The organism is Allomuricauda sp. R78024 (genome assembly GCF_044596045.1).
Lineage (GTDB): Bacteria > Bacteroidota > Bacteroidia > Flavobacteriales > Flavobacteriaceae > Flagellimonas.
Genome location: NZ_CP138995.1, coordinates 3581916 through 3599459, shown reverse-complemented (window position 1 = coordinate 3599459; position 17544 = coordinate 3581916). Strand labels below are relative to the sequence as shown.

Genomic DNA, 17544 nt, shown 5'->3' with positions numbered 1-17544 from the left:
AGTAACACTATTATGAAAATGTAACGCAATAAAAAAAAGGATAGGTGCACGCCTATCCTTTAAATGATATCACTTCTTTGGAGGGAAGTAATACTTAAACTGATACACTTTACTTAAAAAATGCATAGGTCAAAATTAAGGAAATTTAATTTATTGGCTAAACGTGTTTTAACAGTGAAAGTGAGATGCCATCACAGCTACGCTAAAGGGATGGAATTGTAATGTTAATTGACACGAATTATTGAAACTAACTAAACAAATGAATTTAAAAACTAAACTATTATTAATTGCAATATTGCTGTCCAATATTCAATTGTTTGCCCAGGAGAACTACAGTCTTGCGGGCACAGTTACTGATGCAAACAGCGTTCCAATCCCTGGAGCGAATGTTGTTGTTTTAAATACAACAAGAGGAACTCAAACCGATTTTGACGGTAATTACTCCATCCAGGTTTCCGATGGAGACGTATTACAGTTTTCATATATTGGTTATGCTACGCAAACTATTATTATTAGTGGGCAAGCATCAATAAACATAACGCTACAAGAAGATACCAGCCAACTTGATGAGGTTGTCGTTATTGGTTATGGTACGCAGAGGAAATCGACATTAACCGGTTCTATTTCCAAAGTAGTTAATGATGATTTGGACCAAATTGCGGTGTCAAGGGTAGATGAAGCCCTTATTGGTCAAGTATCCGGGGTCAATATTCAAGCAACCAATGCGGAAGCAGGTGGCGCTCCTACAATTACCATTCGTGGTTTTGGATCGATAACTGCGGACTCTGGCCCTGCATTAGTGGTCGATGGAATAGTTGTAAGCTCTGAATTTTTGGCAAATATTGATATGAACGATGTGGAATCGTTCGAAGTATTAAAGGATGCAGCATCGGCGGCTATTTACGGTAGTGAAGGCTCTAACGGTGTTATCCTTATTACCACAAAAACTGGTAAGGCTGGTAAAACACAATTCAGCTATCAAACCTACTTAGGTTTTAAGGAAGCTCATGGAAGTGATGATTATAGGAAGAGTGTTGCAGATTGGTCAAGAATAGAGCAAGCCGCTACCGGTACACTTTCTGGCGAAACCTTATACGCGCAGGATCTTGTTAGGATTACTGGAATTGACAGAGATTGGCAAGATGTTTTCTTTGATGGAGGAAACGTTATAAGTCATTCTTTTTCCGCAAGAGGAGGTTCTGAAAATACCAAGTTCAGTGCATCTTTAAGGTCACTACATGATGAGGGTGTTGTTATCACAGATGACTATACATCATACATCGTAAATTTGAAATTGGATACAAAATTGACTGACAAATTAAGATTTGGGCTTAGAGCTTCACCATCTTTCACAGAGCAAAGAAGGTTACCAACATCAATACATAACCCAACACGTCAGTCACCATGGTTGCCTATCTATCATACTGAGGAAACGCTTGAATTTATAAATAGAAGCAATTATCCAGATGTAGGTGTTGGAGATTATTTCTTTGAAAACCATTTGGAAAACAGAGATTATGACAATGATGGCAATACGGAAAGACCTCGTACTTCAGGTGATTCAAATCCATTCGCCCAATACGTTGAACGTGAACATTTCGAGGATAACACCAAGTTATTTGGTTCCACATATTTCAGCTACGAAATTTTGGATGGACTTACAGCAAAAACATCTTTAGGGATAACTTTAGAGCAAAGAACACGAAGAAGATGGGATGGCACAAAGCACCATGCCGCTGGTAACAGCAGAGCTCAATATAATTTACAGAACAGATTCCGTACAAGACTGATTTCCGATAATACGCTGAACTACAGCAAAACATTTGGTGATCACGATCTTGGTTTTCTTGCGGGGATGACAGTGCAGCAACGGAAATCCGAAGAAAGTATTACTACAGGTAATGGATATTCCAATGATTTACTTAAAAACCTACAAGGAGCAACGGCAATCGCAAGTTTTTCAGAGGTCAATACCGAACTTAGAAAGGTGGGCTACTTTGCCAGGGTTAATTACGCCTACAAGGACAAGTACTTATTTAATGCCTCTTTTAGACGTGATGGTAGTTCTGTTTTTGGTATAAATTCCAAATATGGTAATTTCCCCGCCGTATCCGCAGGTTGGAATGTAGCCAAGGAAGACTTCTTAATTAACAGCGACCTTGTCACCAATTTAAAGCTTAGGGCCAGTTATGGTCTTACTGGTTCAGAGAATTTTAATGTAGGAGACCAAACTGTAAATACTTGGCCATACTTGGCCTTGTTGCAAAATTCCAACGCCATTGTTGATGGTAGTGTAGCTCCGGGTGTTTCGCCACTTAATATTGCAAATGCATTGTTACAATGGGAAGCTTCTGAAGAATTCACAGTTGGATTGGATTACGGTTTTTTAAACAATAGAATTTCCGGTTCCATAGATTATTACCAAAGAAATAGTGACGAATTACTATTAAATAATCCGGTTTCATATATCACAGGTTTTAATAATGGTATCGTGAATTTGGGAGAAGTACAAAACCGAGGGTTGGAGCTTGAACTTAGAACGAGAAATATTGTTAACGAGAAGTTTCGATGGAGCTCTACTTTAATTGCTTCTACCAACCAAAATGAATTGTTGAGTTTTGGCGATTCGAACAATGCACTTATAGAGGATACCTACGGTAGAAATTCTCAATGGATCAATCGAATAGGCGAGCCAATATCATCTTATTGGGGTTATGTTGTAGATACTGATGTATATGATGATACCCAGTTTAGAACAACATATGTCGACAATCCATGGAATCGAATTAACGGCCAAGCTGATGACACCATCGTTAAAGACCTTAATGGTGACGGAATTATTACTGAAGAGGACAAAACTATTTTAGGAGACCCTTATCCAGATTTGTTGTACAGTTTTACCAATGATTTTCAATTAGGCGCCTTCGATTTATCATTTCAGGTTCAAGGAAGCCTAGGGGCCCAAGTAAATAACATTGGAGATCAATACTTCTATAATTGGTTTGGAAATAGGACCAGAAGTGGTGGCGAATTACAAGCAGTAGCCGATGGCCTTGTTCCACATCCATCTTTCATTCAAGAAAAAGTATTGACAAGTGAAGTTATTGCAAGTGCAGATTACTTTTCGCTACGTAATGTAAACCTTGGTTATAATTTTTCAGATGATGTACTATCCAAATTCGGTTTAAGCGCTTTAAGAATTTATGTCACCGGTCAGAATCTGATTTATATCACTGCTGATGATTATCACGGTTTCAATCCAGAACATGATGATAATGGTAATCCAAGAGCCTATGGCTCCCAAAGAGCAGGAACACCGATATTCAGAACCATGACATTAGGGTTGAACATTGATTTTTAATTACTAAAAAATAAACTATGAAACATATAAAATATTTAATCTTAGCCATCACAGGATTTGTTCTCACTTCCTGTAGTGATGAGTTTTTGAACCCATTACCAGATACCTCAGTTGCGGTAGATGCATTTTTTCAGTCCGATGCAGATGTATTAGCTGGAGTTATTGGAATCTATGATGCCGTTCAAGGGGTCAATGAAAATACCGTAACAAATATTGGTAATGCGAACAGAGGGATACAATTTGAACATCTTTTAACGGAGCATCGTACCGATAACACTAGAAATGCCACACTTGAAGGTTCAAAATCTGATTTTCATAGATATGTGGTAAATGCTAACAATGTAGAATCTGAAGATTATTATGCTTCCATGTATGAGGTGATTTTTAGAGCCAATAATATCTTGAATTTTATTGATGTTGCAGACGCAAGTAATCAAGCAAGTTATACGGCAGAAGCCAAATTCTTAAGAGCCTATGCGTACTTTAAATTGGTTAGGTTGTTTAGCGATGTCCCCTTGGTAACCGAAGTAGTCGGACCTATAGATAAAGAAGCTCTTTTTACTAGAATACCAGAAGCACAGATTTATGCGCAAATTGTTGAAGATTTGTTGGAAGCCGTTGACGTTTTAGACAACTCATTTAAATCAAGAGCTTCTAGAGCTGCCGCTCAGGCGTTACTGGCCAAGGTGTACTTAACTCAGGCAAGTCCCAATTATACAGGTGCACAACAATTATGTGAAGCTATTATTAATAGTGGAGAGTTTGATTTAGAAAGTGATTATGCTGACGTATTTTATTCAGAATTGAATGATGAAATAATTTTTGCAATTCAATATGAATCAGGAAATGCTCAGGAAAGTCAAAGTTTTTCATCTGAATTTACATCCGCTGTTCGTGCAGGTAGAGAAGATGGTCAAAACATTGTAAATGATAATCTTAGAATAGCATTTGGTTCCAGTGGGGGAATAAGAACAGCAACTTCCATTACCGATTTTGATGGGACACTTGCACCTGATGAAAATGAAGTAGCAAAGTTTTTCCCGGATGGATTTGATGTGAATGCCGATCCTGATCCTTACGGTCCAAGTGCTAGAAACGCTGGTAACGATTACATTGCCTTACGTTTTGCCGATGTGCTGTTAATGCATGTTGAAGCTATTATGGCGGGAGGTTCGTCAACAAGTGTTCCAGGTGCTTTGACTTCTTTCCAAAGAATAAGAGATAGAGCGTTTCCAGATACTGCTCCAAACCTAATATCAAGTATATCAAAAGATGAACTTTTACTTGAAAGACGCGTGGAACTGGCATTTGAGAATCAGCGCTGGTTTGATTTGTTAAGATTTGGGGTTGCGGATGAGATATTGACAGCTCACGCAGCCGAAATGGGATATGTCTATAGTTCCAGAGCCTTATTGCTACCAATTCCAGCAAGAGAAATAAATATAAGCGATGGTCTTTTAACACAAAACCCAGGATATTAATATTAAATACGTGAACTATGAAAAATAAAATAAATATTTTCCATAAAACAACATTATTACTCTTGAGTGTAATTATGGCTAGTAGTGTTTCTAGTTGTGATGAGAGCCTTTTTAGAGATGATTTGCCGGACGCTAATTCCAAAGCGGACACTATATTTCCGGCAGCTAATTTTTCATACGCTTCCATTCAAGATGATTTTAGAACGATTAAATTCACAAACCTTTCCTCTGAAGCTTCTACGTTCGCATGGGATTTTGGAGGTGGAAATACTTCAACCGAAGAGGATCCCTTATTTACATTTGAAGGTGGAGAGGGTACCTATTCGGTATCATTAACTGCAAGTGATGCAAATGGTATTACGGGTTCTATAACCATTGACGTTATGGTTGTTGAAGGTCCATTCCAACCAATTATTCTAGAAGCAGGTTTTGAAGATGACACGCTGCCAGAAGGTGGCGGGGATGGACGAGACTCATGGAGAGCCGATTGGAGTGATGAAAGAGCTATTTTTGGTATTTCAGGCAGTCCAGTAACCTTTGGAGATCAGGCTGCTAAACTGGAAGCAAGTAATGCAAGGCAGGGTTATCAAGAATTTGTGGTAGAGCCAGAAACAAATTATGACATAACATTCTGGTATACCATGAAAGATGATTCTACCGATCCTTGGGCAATAATTGCTGTTGTGGGAGTTACGGAGCATGGGCCAATTGGCAGTATTGCAGATGCAGAAGCTGGCATTATAGCTTCGGTTACAGTAAATGATACTGAAGATCCTGAAGTATATGTTCAACAGAAGTTGTCATTTAATTCTGGAATTAATAACATGGCCGCCATTTATTTTTGGAATGATGCCAATGTTGAAACTAGATTGGATGATTTCACCATTGAGGTTGGAGCTGCCGGTGCTGTGCCTCCTTCGGCAGGATTTAGTTCTGCGCAAAGTGAAATCAATTTTTTAGAATATACATTTACGAACTCATCAACTGGCGCCGTAACTTATGAGTGGGATTTTGGCGATGGAAATACTTCAACAGAGGAATCTCCTACCCATGTTTATATGGATCCTGCTGAATATACGGTTACACTTACGGCTACAGGCGATACAAATCTATCCACTTCCTTAAGTCAGACCATAGATATACAAGCACCGGTCACTGCAGATTTCACCTCCGAGGTTGATGCAATGGACTACAGAACGTATACTTTCACGGATGCTTCAGTGGATGCAGTATCTCTATTATGGGAATTTGGCGATGGATTCCAATTTACAGGAATGGATCCTTCACATACTTATGCGGAAGATGGTATTTACACTGTAACTTTAACGGCCACAAGTATTACTGGAAACATAAGCGCCGCGACCGAAGAGCTTGTAGTGGCTCAAGGCTTTGTTGTGCAGGTAATCAATGGAAATTTTGACCTTTACGGTACAACACCAGGATGTAATGGGGAAAGTACTGGTGACAACGCAGACCCATGGGATATGACAACTAATGCGACTATTCTCGATTGTGATGGAGCGGAAATTACCAGTCCCTACGCAGACCTTTGGGATAATGGCCCATTGGATAGCTGGCTTGACACAGAATACGGTGATAATAGCGAGCAAGCTGGATCAACCAGTGACGGAAATGATGGCACTAGAGGAGCTAAATTAGATGAGAGAGGCCGTCGTTTGTATCAAGTGGTAACAGTTCAGCAAGGTTCAACATACACGTTCTCTATTGATGCAAGCCATACTGCAGCAGGTATTACTTCCGAGGTATTCATATTGAATACAGAAATCGCAGATGAAACAGGTATTAATGCCTCTACTTCTGATGCTGCCATTGATGCATACTTTGCTATTCCGAACATTTTCGCCACGGATGGTGATGCATATGCTACCAGTACATTTCAATTCACAGCATCTACAAATGAGATAGTTATTTATGTCAGGAACATAGATGTTGTAGATGGTTCTGCCGAGGCCTTCTTTGATAACATAGAAATCACTGATTAATAAGGGGAAGGACAAACTATTATAGGATTAAACCACCCAGGCTTTAAATTGGGACTGGGTGGTTATATATCAGTAACTATTACAATTAATAATTGATTTATAAAATGAAAATTTTCCGAAAGAAATCCCTAGCAATTTTTTTAATGGTATTTCTAACTGTTAGTGCTACTTCTCAAAACAAGAAAAGTAGCGTTGCAGAATCGGATAGTAAAATTGAAAAACGCGATAAGAAGAAGAAAAAGAAGAAGGTAAAACTTCCTCAAATAGATTTAAGCCATTGGAAGGTTACTATTCCAGAGGGTAAAGGTAAAGGAGGTGCAATAAGTGTTTCACCGCCAAAAATTCTTGATTATGCAAACAGTGATGTTTTAGCACCTTTTATGTACAATGACTCAACTTCTGGTGCGCTGGTTTTTCACGCCTATCCAACCAATGCCACCACGGCCAATACTAAATATTCGCGATCAGAACTTAGGGAACAAATGGAACCTGGTAACGATAAAGTAAATTGGACATTTGCTCAAGGCGGTACTTTGAAAGCTAGAATGGCCATGGGTGATGTTTCAAGGGCTGAAAACGGAAAGTATCATAAGGTCATTATTGCCCAAATACATGGTAGACTAACAAATGAACAACGAGATTTGATCGGACAGAAAGATAATAATGCTCCACCCATTTTAAAGATTTATTGGCAAAATGGTAAAATCCGTGTAAAAACTAAATTGCTAAAATACGCAGGTGTAGACCAGAAAGCAATTTTACACAAAGAAGCGTGGACAGATGATAAAGGCCAAAATTTTGAGCAAGAAGTAGGTTTTCGAAAATTTACGATTGAAGTTAAGGTCAGTGACGGTAAAATGGTAGTTTCCTTAAATAACAGTGAATTTTTTGTTTACGATAATGCAAGTATAAAACGATGGGGAATATTTGAAAACTACTTTAAGGTTGGTAACTATTTCCAGACAAGAGATGAAGGAGCATTTGCGAACGTGAAAGTTTACGAGTTATCTGTTGAACATTAACTGTTTCAAAACCACAAATAAAAAAATGACTGTTTTAATCCAATTACGAATGTTTAAAAATCTACCCAGTCTTATTTGTCTTTTGCTAATTCTTGGCTCATGTCAGGATAACAATTCAGTTGCTGAAGAAAAAGAAGAAGTATCTATTGATGAGCCCACAACCGATGTAGTAGATATTCCAGATCCAGATCCGGAAGAAACTTCTTTTATCTTACCGGAAATTGATTTGAGCAATTGGAAAGTAACGCTGCCAATAGGACGCCCTGATGAGGTGGAGCCTCCAGAAATATTGGAATACGCTACCAATGAAAAGCTAAAATCGTTCATGTATAATGACTCTATCGAGGGTGCTTTGGTTTTCTACACTTATCCCGGAGCCACTACCGCAAATTCCTCTAGATCAAGAACAGAACTTAGAGAACAGATGGAACCTGGCAGCAATTCGGTTAATTGGACGTTTTCCCAAGGAGGGAGGCTTAAAGGTACATTGGCAATGGATGATATTTCTAAAGATTCAGATGACAAATACCATAGAACCATCATTATGCAGATTCATGGTCGTTTGACAAATGAACAAAGAGATTTAATTGGCCAAAAAGATAATAATGCGCCACCAATGCTTAAGATTTACTGGCAAAATGGTGAAGTAAGGGTAAAGACAAAGGTTTTAAAAGACCCAAATGTTTCCAATACAGACATCTTACGCACTGATTCTTGGACGGATGATGAAGGTTTTAATTTTAACGAAGAAGTAGGGTTCAATACGTTTTCATTGGAAGTCTTGGTTTCTGATGGAAGAATGGAGGTGATTTTAAATGATACAGAATCAGTCGTATATGAAAGTGATGATATAAAAAAATGGGGTGTTTTTGAGAACTATTTCAAGGCAGGAAATTATTTGCAAACGTCTGATGAAGGTTCATATGCTCGGGTAAAATATTATGATTTAGAGGTTGAACATTAAGAGTATTTTTTTGAGTTAGTTTAGTTGAATACCAAAAACTATTGGCTAAAATTTTTGGCCAATAGTTTTTTATCCAGACTTGGAAATTAAAGTGAATAAGAATAAAAAGAATGCTTTATAGGTTAAACTAATTTGCTTAAATTTAACAAACCAATCTGGTTAACCAATTTTAGAGTGTATATAAGAATATGAGAGTTGAGATACTTACAAAGAATGAAAATCAAGAGGTACAGAAAGGTATTATCTCTAAACTGAGGGATTTAATAAATTATAAAAACTTAGAACCTGGAGACAAATTGCCATCTGAAAGGATGTTGTCAGAAAAGTTTGAAGTTAGCAGAAGTAATGTCAGAGAGGCTATTCAAAAACTGGAGTTTTTTGGCATCCTAAAATCAAGACCACAGAGCGGTACTTTTATCGCCAATATTGGAAGAGTGGCCATGAGTGGAATGTTGGATGATATATTGAGATTGGAGGATCCAGATTTTAAATCCCTTGTCGAAACTCGAATTTTACTCGAATTAAAAACGGTAAGATTGGCTGCCCTGAGAAGAACAGAAGAAGACCTTGAAAAAATGCGCCAAGCATTAGATGCTTATAGACAAAAAGTATTAGATGGGAAAGATGCAGTAGAGGAGGATTTGTTGTTTCACTTGGCCATTGCCAATGCCAGTAAGAATAGTACCATGAATACTTTTATGTTGATTATAACCCCAGAGATTATCACCAATTTTGAAAAGTATCATGTTTGTGATAATAACCAATCTTTTTTAGGCATTCAGGAGCATGAGGATATTTATCAAGCAATAAAAAATCAAGATCCTAAGATGGCAAAAGAAAAAATGAAGGTTCATTTTAAAATTTTATACCAATACTGTTATAATATAAAAGATTAAAAAATAAGATAGAGGATGAAATTGCACGCTTTTGTCTTCAATTATAAAAAAAGGAGGGAAGTAAAACTTAACAAGAACATTATAGATCCTGCCAATATGCGGCTTACCATATCCATCAGGTTTTAGTTTTTATAAGTTTTATGTTGTGAGAGACTGTATAATAGGAAAATCAATAATGGTACTTTCCTTGATTACATTTCTATAATATCCCATTGACTATAAAAACCAACTAATATGAAAGTTAAAGGCTTAAGATGGTGGATAATAGGCTTGATATTTATAGCTACTGTTATCAATTATATTGATAGAACAGCATTTGCCTTACTCTGGCCTCAAATGGGTGAAGATTTAGGAATGGATAAGTCTGACTATGCTATCATGCTAAATGTTTTTATGGCTTGTTATGCTATTGGAAAATTTGCATCCGGAAAGTTATACGACACCATTGGAACACGTTTGGGCTTTACAGTTTCCATTATTGTTTGGTCAGTTGCTTCGGCGTTTCATGCCTTTGCTCGGGGTATTATTACGCTTTCTATTTTCAGAGGGCTGTTAGGTCTTGGAGAAGCAGGTAATTGGCCAGGTGCCGTAAAAAGCAATGGTGAATGGTTTCCTGTTAAAGAGCGAGCAATAGCACAAGGTATTTTTAATGCAGGAGCTTCTATTGGAAACGTTATCGCGCCTTTTATTATAGTATTCTTATATACAAAATTTGGGTGGCAAACCACCTACATAATTTTGGGAGCAGTGGGTATGCTATGGGTAATACCATGGTTGTTTTTAAACAAATCAACCCCAGAAAAGCATCCTTGGGTGACAGAGAAAGAAAGAAGTTTAATCCTTGATAGTAGAATAGATAAAGGTGAAGAGAATATTGATGCCAAAGTAAAAAGTCTAAGTGTTGGTAAAATATTAAGTTATAAGCAATCTTGGGGTGTATTGTTATGTAGATTTTTTATAGAACCAATCTGGTGGTTTTTTGCAGGATGGATGCCAATTTACTTAAATGATAAATTCGGATTAAGTATTGAAGAAATCGCAGCGACCATGTGGATATCTTATCTTATGGCTGCGGCTGGAAGTATTCTTGGCGGGATGTTTACCAAAGAATTAATGAAGAAGCTTTCGGTAGATGCAGCAAGAAAAATAACAATAACCTTAGGAGGAGTACTAATATTAATAGCCTTTGTCTGTATTATAACACTGGTAAAGGAAAACAATTTTATGACCTTCATTTATTTTGCAGGATTGGCACTTTTTGGGTTTCAATTTGCAATCGGTAATATCCAAACGATTTCGAGTGATTTGTTTAGAGGACCCTCAGTTGGGACTTTGGCTGGACTGGCAGGTACAATCGCTGCCGTTTCTCCAATGATTATGAATTGGTTTGTTGGTCAAATTACAACCCAGTCCTATACGCCAGCATTTATTGCTATCTGTGTTTCGGTTGTACTTGGGGTTGTTGCAATTTTCGCTTTGATCAAGAATATAGAACCGGTAAGAAAAACAGTAGAGTTGTAATAAAGAAAACAAGAATAAATTTTAGAATTAAAAATAAAATAAATGAGTAAAATCGAAGGGAAAATAGCCGTTGTTACAGGGGCTACAGGAGGTATAGGTTTCGAAGTTGCAAAAAGATTAGGTGAAGATGGATATACCGTAGTTTTAAATGGTATAGAAGATGACGCAGGAGCAGAAAGAGTGAAAGAACTTACAGCACAAGGAATAAAAGCGGAATACTACGGTTTTGATGTTACAAACGAAGAAGCTGTAACTTCTAACATCACCAAAATTGGTGAAAAATATGGAAAAATAGATGTGCTGGTTAACAATGCTGGCGGATTGGGCGGAAGATCTAGGTTTGAAGAAATGACAACAGATTTTTACAGATTTGTAATGGCACTTAATCTTGATTCTGTATTTTTTGCTTCAAGAGCTGCAATCCCTTTCCTTAAAAAAGGAGAACACCCTTCTATAATTAACTATACGTCAAATGCAGGGTGGACCGCTGGTGGACCAGGAGCTGGAATTTACGGAACTTCTAAAGCAGGTGTTCATGCTATAACTAGAGCATTGGCAAAAGATTTAGCGGAATATGGGATTAGGGCAAACGCAGTATCACCAGGTACTATTGATACTCCATTTCATGCTCAAATTAAAGCAACGAAACCCGAAGTTTTTGCGTCTTGGGCAAATAATATTATGTTGGGAAGATTAGGTCAACCAGAAGATGTAGCTGGCGTTATTTCTTTCTTAGCAAGCAAGGATGCATCTTTCATAACAGCAGAAACTATCCAAATTGGCGGTGGACAAGCTTTAGGAATATAAAATGAGTAGATTAAAAGACAAAGTAGCAGTTGTTACTGGAGGTGCTAGAGACATAGGTAGGGAAATATCTGTTAAATTAGCAAAAGAAGGTGCCAAAGTAGTTGTAAACTACTTTAATTCTGAAGCCGGAGCTAATGAAACATTAGATATTATAAAATCTTTTGGAGGTGAAGCTATTGCTGTCAAAGCGGATGTCTCAAAATTAGATGATATTAAGAATTTAAAGACAAAAGTGGTTGAAACTTTTGGAAATAAAGTAGATGTTTTAGTAAGTAATGCAGGAGGTCTTTTTGCACGTAAAACCCTTCAAGAACTAGATGAGTCATTCTATGACTTAGTCATGAATGTTAATTTTAAGTCTACCGTTTTCGTAACCCAGGTATTTGAACCCTTAATGGGTAAAGGAGCTTCAATTATTAACCTTTCTTCGCAAGCCGCTAGAGATGGTGGTGGTGGTGGGTCTTCATTATACGCTTCTTCTAAAGGTGCCGTAACCACATTTACTAGAGCTATGTCAAAAGAACTTGGTCCTAAAGGAATTAGAGTTAATGCAATTTGTCCGGGTTTAATAGCAACGAAATTTCATGATGATTTTACTAAAGATGAAATACGTGTTAAAGTTGCGGCCGGGACACCTCTACGAAGAGAAGGTAATGCTGACGAAATTGCCGATTTGGTGGCGTACTTAGCTTCAGATGAGGCTTCATTCGTAACTGGGAATAATATTGATATAAATGGTGGATTAGCCTTTAGTTAACTTTTACAACAATAAAATCAATCAAATAAAATATATTAGTTAGATGAAAAAAGTAGTAACATTTGGAGAGATAATGTTGCGATTGGCACCTCCTGGATTTTTAAGGTTTTCCCAGACCAACAGTTTTGATGTTGTATATGGAGGGGGAGAGTCGAATGTGGCGGTGTCCCTTGCAAATTATGGTGTCCCTGTTGATTTTGTAACGCGTCTTCCGGACAATGATATAGGACAATGTGCATTGATGGAAATGCGCAAGAGAGGCGTTGGCACGGACAAGATCGTATACGGAGGAGACCGATTGGGCATTTATTTTCTGGAGACCGGTGCTGTGAGCAGGGGAAGCAAGGTGGTTTACGACAGGGCACATTCTGCAATCGCGGAGATAGAAAAGGGAATGATTGATTGGGAGCATGTTTTTGAAGATGTGGAATGGTTCCATTGGACCGGGATAACACCGGCAATTTCCCAAGGAGCTGCAGATGCCTGTTTGGAAGCAGTGAAAGCAGCCAGTAGGTTGGGAGTTACCATTTCAACAGATTTAAATTACCGGGCCAAATTGTGGAAATACAGGGGAGACCGTGAAGCCATAATGACAGAACTGACCTCTTATTGTGATATCGTTTTGGGCAATGAAGAAGATGCGGAGAAACATTTTGGCATTAAACCGGAAGGATTGGACATTACCACCCAGGGAGAGCATGTAAAAGCGGAAGCGTTCCTCTCCGTTTGCAAACAGATGATGGAAAAGTTCCCAAGGGCCAAAAAAGTGATTACGACATTGAGGGGTTCCATTTCAGCTTCCCATAACACATGGGCAGGGGTACTCTATGATGGAAAGACCATGTTCAAGTCCCCAGAATACCAGATCACACATATCGTGGACAGGGTTGGAGGGGGAGATTCCTTTATGGGCGGATTGATATATGGCTTGTTGAAATACCCTGAAGATGACCAAAACGCACTGAACTTTGCTGTGGCCGCCTCATGCTTAAAGCATACCATAAAAGGCGATGCCAACTTGGCAACGGTTTCAGAAGTAGAAAAATTGATGAGCGGGGATGCATCAGGAAGAGTAGCAAGATAATAAGGACAATGGCACAATATTCAAGAATAGAAGTAGTAAGGGTGATGCAAGAAACGGGCATGGTTCCTTTGTTTTATCACCCAGACATCGAACTGGGCAAGAAAGTATTAAGGGCATGTTATGATGGCGGAGCGCGACTCATGGAATTCACGGCAAGAGGCGACTTTGCTTTCGAAGTATTTTCAGAACTGAACAAGTTCATCATAAAAGAACTCCCTGGGATGATTATGGGAGTGGGCTCCATTACGGATGCGGCCGCTGCTTCGATGTACATGCAGATGGGGGCGAATTTTATTGTTACCCCATCCTTAAGAGAAGACATAGCCATGGCCTGTAACAGAAGAAAAGTTCTATGGTCGCCTGGCTGTGGCTCGTTGACGGAGATCAATAGGGCAGAAGAGCTGGGCTGTGAAGTTGTAAAACTATTCCCTGGATCTACCTATGGCCCCGGTTTTGTAAAAGCAATAAAAGGCCCACAGCCTTGGACCAGCATTATGCCTACGGGAGGCGTCAGCACGGAAGAGTCCAATCTAAAAGCATGGTTTGATGCTGGAGTGACCTGTGTGGGAATGGGTTCCAAACTGATTTCAAAAGAGATTTTGGAGCAAAATGATTTTAACGGCCTCGAGCAGTTGGTTAAAAGTACTTTGACAACAATACAAAAGTTAAGAGCTTAATTGTGTTCATAGATTTTTTCATCACTGTTTTTACCTAATGATCTAATATGGAGGTGAAAAAATCACTATTAAAGAAAATACTTGGTCTGATATTGGGTTTTGGGCCAGGTATTTTTGCTATTGGCTATACGATAGGCACAGGAAGCGTGACTTCAATGATTGTTGCAGGAAGTACCTATGGTATGCAATTGTTATGGGTGTTACTGCTTAGTTGTTTTTTTTCTGGTGTATTAATGTATGCATATGGTAATTATGCCTTGATTTCTGGAGAAACAGCGCTGTATAGTTTTAAAAGGCACATTAAGGGAGGTAAACTTATAGCAATCCTCATTATTATAGGGATATCATTTGGTCAATGGAATTCCCTTATGGGCATTTTAGGTATTTGTGCCAATATTATTTTTGAAATATTTGCTATTTATTTTCCAGACCTTCGAGCATCAGAATATGAGATTGTTCTGTTGATTGCTATTGTTGTAATAGCGATAATGTATGGTTTGCTGTTGATAGGAAAGTACACCTTCTTTGAAAAGATATTAGTGATTTTTGTTTCCATTATGGGATTATCTTTTCTAATATCACTTTTTATGGTATATCCATTACCAATAGAAGTCGCTAAAGGATTGATTCCTTCAATTCCTGATGTAAAAGGGGGTAAAATGCTTGTTGCCGCCTTTGTTGGCACTACCATGGCGGCAGCTACGTTCTTGTCCAGACCGCTCTTTGTAAAAGGGAAGGGTTGGGATATGACCAATAGAGGGCAACAGAAAAAAGATGCGATTTTAGCAGCTGTTTTGGTCTTTGTTATAAGTGCGTCTATCATGGCAGTGGCAAGCGGAGCGTTGTTCCATCAAGGAAAACCTGTAACCCATGTTTTAGATATGGTTTCAACTTTAGAACCCGTAGCGGGGAAGTTTGCGCTAACCTTATTTTTCTTTGGAACACTAAGTGCAGGACTTTCTTCAATTTTTCCATGTTTATTGATTGCGCCTATATTGTTAGCAGATTATCAATCTGGAAAATTAGATACCAATTCACGACAATTCAGGATAATTACGGCCATTGCATGTCTGTTCGCCTTAATTGTGCCCATTTTTGGTGCCAATCCAATTGAGATGCAAATTGTATCTCAAGTATTTAATGTGTTTGTCTTACCGCTTGTAATTATTGGGATTCTTCTTCTTATCAACAATAAAAAAATAATGAAAGAGCATCGTACCAGCAAATGGATTAATATGATTTTAATACTTTCTTTGATGTTCGCCTGTCTTATTTCTTACAACGGTATATCAGCATTATTGAATTACTTTTAGCACTGATTTTATTTAAAGCATTACTTTTAAAAAATTAAACTTATTGCTTTAAATATTATGAAGACAAGTGGGAAAAATATTTTAGGATACAATTTTTCATCCATAGGGGAAACTGTTTTTTTTGCAAAAAATCCAGGAACAGGAAATCAATTAGAAACTCCTTACCATGAAGCAACTCTTAAAGAGATAAACCAAGCAATAACGCTTGCGGAAAATGCTTTTACCCAATACCGAGAGAAGACTGGAGAAGAAAAGGCTTTGTTTTTAGAAACGATTGCTGAAGAATTACTTCAAATTGAAGAAGAACTAGTTGGCCTATGCGGCCAAGAAACTGGATTGCCAGCTGGTAGGTTAAAAGGCGAATTGGGCAGAACAACAGGTCAACTAAAATTGTTTGCGACCGTTTTACGAGATGGCTCTTGGGTAGATGCAAGGGTAGATACTGCTGATTTAAATAGAAAACCATTTCCCAAATCAGATATTAGACAAATGCAAATAGCCTTAGGCCCTGTGGGAGTTTTTGGAGCAAGCAATTTTCCATTGGCTTTTTCTGTGGCCGGTGGTGATACGGCATCAGCTTTAGCGGCAGGCTGTACCATCGTTGTAAAAGCGCATCCTGCGCATCCCGGTACTTCAGAATTGGTTGGCAAAGCCATTGTTTCAGCTGCAAAGCGATGTGATATGCCAGATGGAGTGTTTTCATTGGTTCAAGGTGCTTCTATTGCAGTTGGACAAGCGATAGTTCGTAATCCGTTAATAAAAGCTATTGGTTTTACAGGTTCATTTAGAGGAGGTAAGGCTTTATTTGATGAGGCTGCAAGGCGAGAAGAACCGATACCCGTATATGCGGAAATGGGAAGTGTTAACCCGGTTTTTGTACTTCCAGGTATTTTAAAGGAAAATCATCAAACTTTGGCAGAAGGCTTGTCAAATTCAGTTCAACTGGGTGCAGGTCAATTTTGTACAAACCCGGGAATCACTGTTTTGCCAAAAACAAAGGAGAGTAAAGTTTTTGAAGATGTACTAAAAAATAGCGTTCAGGTTTCGGAATCTGCTACTATGCTTACGGAAGCAATTCAAAAAGGGTATAACCTTGGACTTGAAAAATTGAAAGTAAAAAAAGAAGTAGAATCCATTTCAACAGGAAAAAAGACTGAAGGACATTCTCAAGGTGTCGCCGAGGTTCTTTCCGTATGTGCAAGTGATTTTTTATCCGATAAAGAACTGGAAGAAGAAGTTTTTGGACCGTCAACACTTTTGGTGAGGACAGAGGATAAAAACGAAATCATGGACATCGCCAAAAATTTAAATGGGCATCTTACCGCTACCGTTCATGGTACCGAGGAAGATTTATATGAATATGCAGATTTGTTGAAGGTATTGGAACGTAAAGTGGGCAGGTTGCTGATTAACGGATTTCCTACCGGAGTAGAGGTGTGCCATAGCATGGTGCATGGGGGACCTTTTCCGGCTACCACCGATGCAAGGATGACATCTGTGGGAACTGCTGCAATAACAAGGTTTACAAGACCAATGTGCTATCAAAACTATCCAGATTCACTGCTTCCAGATGAGTTGAAAACTGAAAACCCTTTGAGCATTTTAAGAATGGAAAATGGGAAATATGTACTTCCTAATTGAAATTAGGGTCAATATAT

13 protein-coding genes are annotated in these 17544 nt (G+C 38.3%); all 13 read left to right on the top strand.

The features are described 5' to 3' along the window. The first annotated feature begins 259 nt into the window (after nucleotides 1-259). The 13 genes from SJY44_RS16275 to SJY44_RS16215 all read left to right on the top strand — a co-directional run bounded on the left by SJY44_RS16275 (nucleotide 260) and on the right by SJY44_RS16215 (nucleotide 17527). Entirely contained in the window at nucleotides 260-3361 is a 3102-nt protein-coding gene (locus SJY44_RS16275; protein ID WP_396590518.1) for a SusC/RagA family TonB-linked outer membrane protein, read from the top strand. Between the two features lie 17 nt (nucleotides 3362-3378). Beyond that, a complete protein-coding gene (locus SJY44_RS16270; protein ID WP_396590517.1) occupies nucleotides 3379-4842 on the top strand; it encodes a RagB/SusD family nutrient uptake outer membrane protein in 1464 nt (487 codons plus the stop codon). A gap of 17 nt (nucleotides 4843-4859) precedes the next feature. Next, nucleotides 4860-6845 (top strand): PKD domain-containing protein, encoded by a 1986-nt coding sequence (locus SJY44_RS16265; RefSeq protein ID WP_396590516.1) that lies wholly within the window; start codon nucleotides 4860-4862, stop codon nucleotides 6843-6845. Between the two features lie 104 nt (nucleotides 6846-6949). Beyond that, nucleotides 6950-7867 carry a polysaccharide lyase family 7 protein gene (locus SJY44_RS16260; protein ID WP_299169331.1) on the top strand — a complete coding sequence of 306 codons (918 nt, stop codon included), beginning with the start codon at nucleotides 6950-6952 and terminating at the stop codon, nucleotides 7865-7867. A 49-nt stretch (nucleotides 7868-7916) separates the two neighbouring features. Further along, nucleotides 7917-8831 carry a polysaccharide lyase family 7 protein gene (locus tag SJY44_RS16255; protein ID WP_396590515.1) on the top strand — a complete coding sequence of 305 codons (915 nt, stop codon included), beginning with the start codon at nucleotides 7917-7919 and terminating at the stop codon, nucleotides 8829-8831. Between the two features lie 188 nt (nucleotides 8832-9019). Beyond that, nucleotides 9020-9727, top strand: a complete 708-nt coding sequence (locus SJY44_RS16250) for a FadR/GntR family transcriptional regulator (protein WP_396590514.1) — start codon at nucleotides 9020-9022, stop codon at nucleotides 9725-9727. Nucleotides 9728-9961: 234 nt separating this feature from the next. Next, a complete protein-coding gene (locus SJY44_RS16245; RefSeq protein ID WP_396590513.1) occupies nucleotides 9962-11248 on the top strand; it encodes an MFS transporter in 1287 nt (428 codons plus the stop codon). A gap of 42 nt (nucleotides 11249-11290) precedes the next feature. Beyond that, a complete protein-coding gene (locus SJY44_RS16240) occupies nucleotides 11291-12055 on the top strand; it encodes an SDR family NAD(P)-dependent oxidoreductase (RefSeq protein ID WP_396590512.1) in 765 nt (254 codons plus the stop codon). Nucleotide 12056: 1 nt separating this feature from the next. Beyond that, complete coding sequence (locus SJY44_RS16235; protein WP_396590511.1) at nucleotides 12057-12812, top strand: SDR family NAD(P)-dependent oxidoreductase; 756 nt, start codon at nucleotides 12057-12059, stop codon at nucleotides 12810-12812. Nucleotides 12813-12855: 43 nt separating this feature from the next. Continuing rightward, the gene (locus SJY44_RS16230) at nucleotides 12856-13896 is read left to right on the top strand and encodes a PfkB family carbohydrate kinase (RefSeq protein WP_396590510.1); all 1041 of its coding nucleotides are present in this window, start codon (nucleotides 12856-12858) and stop codon (nucleotides 13894-13896) included. An 8-nt stretch (nucleotides 13897-13904) separates the two neighbouring features. Beyond that, nucleotides 13905-14573 (top strand): bifunctional 4-hydroxy-2-oxoglutarate aldolase/2-dehydro-3-deoxy-phosphogluconate aldolase, encoded by a 669-nt coding sequence (locus SJY44_RS16225; protein ID WP_298930210.1) that lies wholly within the window; start codon nucleotides 13905-13907, stop codon nucleotides 14571-14573. Between the two features lie 47 nt (nucleotides 14574-14620). After that, nucleotides 14621-15886, top strand: a complete 1266-nt coding sequence (locus tag SJY44_RS16220) for an Nramp family divalent metal transporter (protein WP_396590509.1) — start codon at nucleotides 14621-14623, stop codon at nucleotides 15884-15886. A gap of 57 nt (nucleotides 15887-15943) precedes the next feature. Then, the gene (locus SJY44_RS16215) at nucleotides 15944-17527 is read left to right on the top strand and encodes an aldehyde dehydrogenase (NADP(+)) (protein WP_396590508.1); all 1584 of its coding nucleotides are present in this window, start codon (nucleotides 15944-15946) and stop codon (nucleotides 17525-17527) included. Nucleotides 17528-17544 lie beyond the last annotated feature (17 nt).

Bases quoted from the DNA above. Each gene is read 5' to 3' on its own strand.
- SJY44_RS16275 (WP_396590518.1), top strand. From the start codon at position 260: ATGAATTTAAAAACTAAACTATTATTAATTGCAATATTGCTGTCCAAT.
- SJY44_RS16270 (WP_396590517.1), top strand. From the start codon at position 3,379: ATGAAACATATAAAATATTTAATCTTAGCCATCACAGGATTTGTTCTC.
- SJY44_RS16265 (WP_396590516.1), top strand. From the start codon at position 4,860: ATGAAAAATAAAATAAATATTTTCCATAAAACAACATTATTACTCTTG.
- SJY44_RS16260 (WP_299169331.1), top strand. From the start codon at position 6,950: ATGAAAATTTTCCGAAAGAAATCCCTAGCAATTTTTTTAATGGTATTT.
- SJY44_RS16255 (WP_396590515.1), top strand. From the start codon at position 7,917: ATGTTTAAAAATCTACCCAGTCTTATTTGTCTTTTGCTAATTCTTGGC.
- SJY44_RS16250 (WP_396590514.1), top strand. From the start codon at position 9,020: ATGAGAGTTGAGATACTTACAAAGAATGAAAATCAAGAGGTACAGAAA.
- SJY44_RS16245 (WP_396590513.1), top strand. From the start codon at position 9,962: ATGAAAGTTAAAGGCTTAAGATGGTGGATAATAGGCTTGATATTTATA.
- SJY44_RS16240 (WP_396590512.1), top strand. From the start codon at position 11,291: ATGAGTAAAATCGAAGGGAAAATAGCCGTTGTTACAGGGGCTACAGGA.
- SJY44_RS16235 (WP_396590511.1), top strand. From the start codon at position 12,057: ATGAGTAGATTAAAAGACAAAGTAGCAGTTGTTACTGGAGGTGCTAGA.
- SJY44_RS16230 (WP_396590510.1), top strand. From the start codon at position 12,856: ATGAAAAAAGTAGTAACATTTGGAGAGATAATGTTGCGATTGGCACCT.
- SJY44_RS16225 (WP_298930210.1), top strand. From the start codon at position 13,905: ATGGCACAATATTCAAGAATAGAAGTAGTAAGGGTGATGCAAGAAACG.
- SJY44_RS16220 (WP_396590509.1), top strand. From the start codon at position 14,621: ATGGAGGTGAAAAAATCACTATTAAAGAAAATACTTGGTCTGATATTG.
- SJY44_RS16215 (WP_396590508.1), top strand. From the start codon at position 15,944: ATGAAGACAAGTGGGAAAAATATTTTAGGATACAATTTTTCATCCATA.